This window comes from Streptomyces sp. NPDC107559 (genome assembly GCF_055657365.1).
Map to the genome: position 1 here is coordinate 1 of NZ_JBVKBD010000052.1, position 4,351 is coordinate 4,351.

Annotated in this window: 2 protein-coding genes; both read right to left on the bottom strand. The window is 72.4% G+C overall.

The features are described 5' to 3' along the window. Window positions 1–920 (bottom strand): beta-ketoacyl synthase N-terminal-like domain-containing protein (locus ACZ7OY_RS44535; RefSeq protein ID WP_472251213.1); only part of this gene is annotated, 920 nt, incomplete at its 3' end. A 72-nt stretch (window positions 921–992) separates the two neighbouring features. Beyond that, window positions 993–4,351, bottom strand: a 3,359-nt coding sequence (locus ACZ7OY_RS44540) for an SDR family NAD(P)-dependent oxidoreductase (RefSeq protein WP_472251214.1), incomplete at its 5' end; no start/stop codon positions are given.

Consider the following 4,351-nt stretch of genomic DNA (forward strand, 5'->3'; position numbering starts at 1 on the left):
TTACTCGCCCCGTCCTGATTGACCGCACTCCCCCGCACCACCGCCAACACCCGATGACCCGACCGCCGAGCATCCGACAACCGCTCCACCACCAGGACGCCCGCGCCTTCGCCCCAGCCGACCCCGTCGGCCGCCGCGGCAAAGGACTTCGAGCGGCCGTCGGGAGCCAGGCCGCGCTGGCGGCTGAACTCCATCAGGACACCGGGCGCGGCCATTACCGCGACGCCGCCGACGAGGGCGCGGTCGCAGTCGCCGGCACGCAGGGCCTGAGCCGCCAGGTGCAGCGCGACGAGGGACGACGAGCACGCCGTGTCCAGGGTGACGGCCGGGCCTTCGAGGCCGAGTATGTAGGCGATCCGGCCCGACATCACGCTGGGGGTGTTGCCGGTCATGAGGTAGCCGGCCACCTCGTCGGGCGCCTGGGTCAGGGGTGGGGCGTAGTCCCAGGTGTTGGAGCCGACGAAGACGCCGGTGCGGCTGCCGCGCAGCTTCTGCGGGTCGAGGCCCGCGCGCTCCAGCGCCTCCCAGGAGGTCTCCAGCAGGAGCCGCTGCTGCGGATCCATCGCCTGGGCCTCTCGCGGGGAGATCCCGAAGAAGGCGGCGTCGAAGGCGCCGAGGTCGTCCAGGAAGGCTCCTTCGCGGGTGCCGATGGAGCCGGGCCGGGTGAGCTCGGGGTCGTAGAGGTCGTCGACGTTCCAGCCGCGGTCGGCGGGGATCGGGGCGACCGCGTCCGTCCCGGTGGAGACGAGCTCCCAGAGGGCTTCGGGGGTGTGGACGCCCTGCGGGAACCGGCAGGCCATCGCGATGATCGCGAGGGGTTCGCCGACGCGCTCCTCCAGTTCCCGGACGCGTTCCCTGGACTGCACCAGGTCAGCCGTGACCCACTTGAGGTATTCGCGGAGCTTCTTTTCGTTTTCCATGTGCGTGCCGCTCCATCCAGCAGTGTGCGTTGCTCTGGGCTGCTCTGCGCGCTCTGGCTGCTCTGCGCCGCCTTACTCCGACTTGCCGAGTTCCTTGTTGATGAAGTCGAAGATCTCGTCGTCCGAGGCGGACTCGATCTTCTGGGCCGATGCCGCTCCGGCGCTCGTGGCGGCCGGGGCGCCCCCGATCGTGGCGAGGACCTCGCGGGCCCGCTGGACCACGCGGTTCCGTTCGCCGTCTGTCGGTGTCAGGGCCGCGACGGCGGCTTCGAGGGCGTCGATTCCGGCCAGGACGGAGTCGGCGGTCGTCTCCTGCGGCGGGGCGAGCTGTTCGCGCAGGTAGGTGGCCAGGGACGCGGGTGTCGGGTAGTCGAAGACCAGCGTGGCGGGCAGCCTGAGGCCCGTCACCGCGTTGAGCCGGTTGCGCAGCTCGACAGCGATCAAGGAGTCGAAACCGAGTTCCTTGAAGGCGCGTTCCGGCGCGATCTCGGTGGCCGACGCGTGGCCGAGGGCGGTGGCCACGTGGGTGCGGACGAGGGTCGTGAGGAGCTGGTCCTGCTCGGCGGGGGCGAGGCCGGCGAGCCGGTCGCCGAGACGGTCGGGGCGGTCCCCGGGGCCTGCCGGGGCCGTCGTCCCGGCTGGTGTCCTGGCCGCGGCCGTCCGCAGGGCCCGTACGTCGGGCAGGTCACGGATGATCGGGCGGGCCCGGCCGCCGTGCACCTCGGCGACGAAGCGCCGCCAGTCGACGTCGATGACGGTGAGGAACGGCTCGTCCGCGAGCAGGGAGCGGGCCATGACGTCGACGGCGGTACGCGGGTCCATCGGCCGGATGCCGCGCCGTTTGATGCGGGCCTCGTTGGAGCCGAGGGTAGCCATGCCGTCGCCGCCCCACATGCCCCAGCCGAAGGAGGCGCCCACGCGCCCTCGGGCGCGTCGCTGCTGGACAAGAGTGTCGAGGAAGGTGTTGCCGGCGGCGTAGGCCGCCTGGCCCGCCGAGCCGAGTACGCCGGACACGGAGGAGAACAGGACGAACGCCGACAGGTCGAGGTGGACTGTGAGTTCGTGCAGATTGAGCGCCGCGTCGATCTTCGGCCGGAGGACGGCGTCCATGCTCTCGAAGGTGAGGCCGTCGACGATGCCGTCGCGGGAGACACCGGCGGTGTGGATGACGGCGTCGAGCGGGGTGTCGTCGGACAAGGAGTCGAGCAGCTGGCGGAGTTGGGCGCGGTCGGCCACGTCGCACGCGGCGATGGTGACCTTGGCTCCGAGCGCGGTCAGCTCGGCCTCCAGCTCGTCCGCGCCGACCGCGTCGCGTCCGCTGCGGCTGGTCAGGATCAGATGCTCGGCTCCCTCCTCGGCCAGCCAGCGGGCCACGTGTCCGCCGAGAGCACCGGTGCCGCCAGTGACGAGCACCGTGCCGGCCGGCTTCCACGGCCGCTCCGATGACGGCTCGGGTCGGGGGGAGCGCAGCAGGCGTCGTACGAGAACACCCGTGTCACGTACGGCCAGTTGGTCCTCGTCGCGGTCGGCTCCCACCACGTCGACGAGACGGGCGACCGCGCGCTCGCCGGGCGTGGCGGGGACGTCGACCAGGCCGCCCCACTGCTTGGGCTGTTCCAGGGCGATGACCCTTCCCAGGCCCCAGACCGCGGACTGCAGTGGGTGGTCCACGGGGTCGCTGTCGGTTGCGTGCACAGCGTCCTGGGTGGCGATCCACAGGGGTGCCTCGAAGCCGGCGGTGTCCATGGCCTGGACGGTGGTGACGGTGTGCGCGAGGCCCAGGGGGACCGACCGGTGCTCGGGGTGCATGCGTTCGTCCAGGGCGAGCCAGGACAGCACTCCGGCCACGGGTCCGCCGTGTTCGGCGTCGCCGGCGGCCTCACTGAGGCGGTCGGCGAAGGCGGCCCGGTCGGCGGCCAGGGTGTCGTCGACGAGGACGGTGGTCACTCGGGCGCCACGCGCCTGAAGGGCCTGGGCACTCGCGGTGATCCACGGGTGGTCGGCCTGCCCGGCCGGCACGGCGAGCAGCCAGGTGCCGGTGAGGGCCGCGTCGGGGGTGTCGGTGACGCGGCTCCAGTCGATGCGGTAGCGCCAGGAGTCCTCGAGGGCGGCCGTGTCGCCGAGGGCTTGCTTGGCCTCTTCGAGCTGGTTGGCGGAGAGCGGCCGCGCGGCGAGCGAGTCGACGGTGGCGACGGGCGTCCCGGTGACGTCGGCGACGGTCACGCTGACCACGTCCTCGCCGCTGCGCCGGAAGCGTACGCGCAGGGCGTCGGCGCCGGTGGCGTGCGTCCGTACGCCGTTCCAGGAGAACGGCAGGACGGCGGTCTCGGTCTCGCCGTGGTAGCCGAGGACGGTGGCGTGCAGGGCGGCGTCCAGGAGGGCGGGGTGCAGTTCGTAGGCGTCGGCCTGGGAGGCGTACTCCTCGGGCAGGGCGACCTCGGTGAACACCTCCTCGCCCCTGCGCCAGGCGCGCCGCAGACCTCGGAAGGCGGGGCCGTACCCGTAGCCGAGGTCCGCGAACCAGTCGTAGACGCCCTGGACGTCGAGTTCCTCGGCGTCGGCGGGCGGCCAGGCGGTGAGGTTCTGGTCCGCGGTTGCCGGTGGTGCGGCGCCGGCGGCGGTGAGGAAGCCCATGGCGTGCCGGGTCCAGGGCCGGTCCGGTGCCGGCTCTGCGGCTGTGCCTGATCCCGTGCCGGACCGCTGGTCGGCGGCGGGCTCGGTGCGCGAGTACACACCGATCTCGTACCGGCCCGTGGCGTCGCGCCCGCCGACCACGACCTGCACCTGCACGGCGCCGCCCGTGGGTAGGACCAGCGGGGCGTGCAGCGTCAGTTCGTCGATGCCGTCGGCGCCGACACGCCTGGCCGCGTACTGGGCGAGCTCCACGAATCCGGTGCCGGGCAGCAGGACGGTGTCGAGAACCGCGTGGTCCGCAATCCAGGGCTGGGTCGCCGTGGAGAGCCGCCCGGTGAACACCGCACCGGCGCCGTCGGCGAGTTCCACCACCGCGCCGAGCAGCGGATGGTCCGCGCCGCCGATTCCCGCCTCGGCGACCTCCCCGCTGCCGCGCCGGGCCTGCGGACGCAGCCAGTAACTCCTGTGCTGGAAGGGGTAGGTGGGCAGATCCACGGTATGCGCGCGATCTTCGGGGAAGACCTCCCGCCAGTCCACCGGTACACCGTTGACGTGCAGTTCGGCGAGGGACAGCAGGACTCGGTCGAGCCCGCCTTCGTCGCGCCGCAGCGATCCGGTCACCACGAGGTCATGGCCCAGGGTGTCGGCGGTCTCCTGGAGACCCACGGTGAGGACGGGATGGGGGCTGGCCTCGACGAAGACCCGGAAGCCGTCGGTGAGGAGGGTGCGGACGGTGTCCTCGAAGAGAACGGTCTGCCGGAGGTTCGAGTACCAGTAACCCGCGTCCAGTGTCGTGG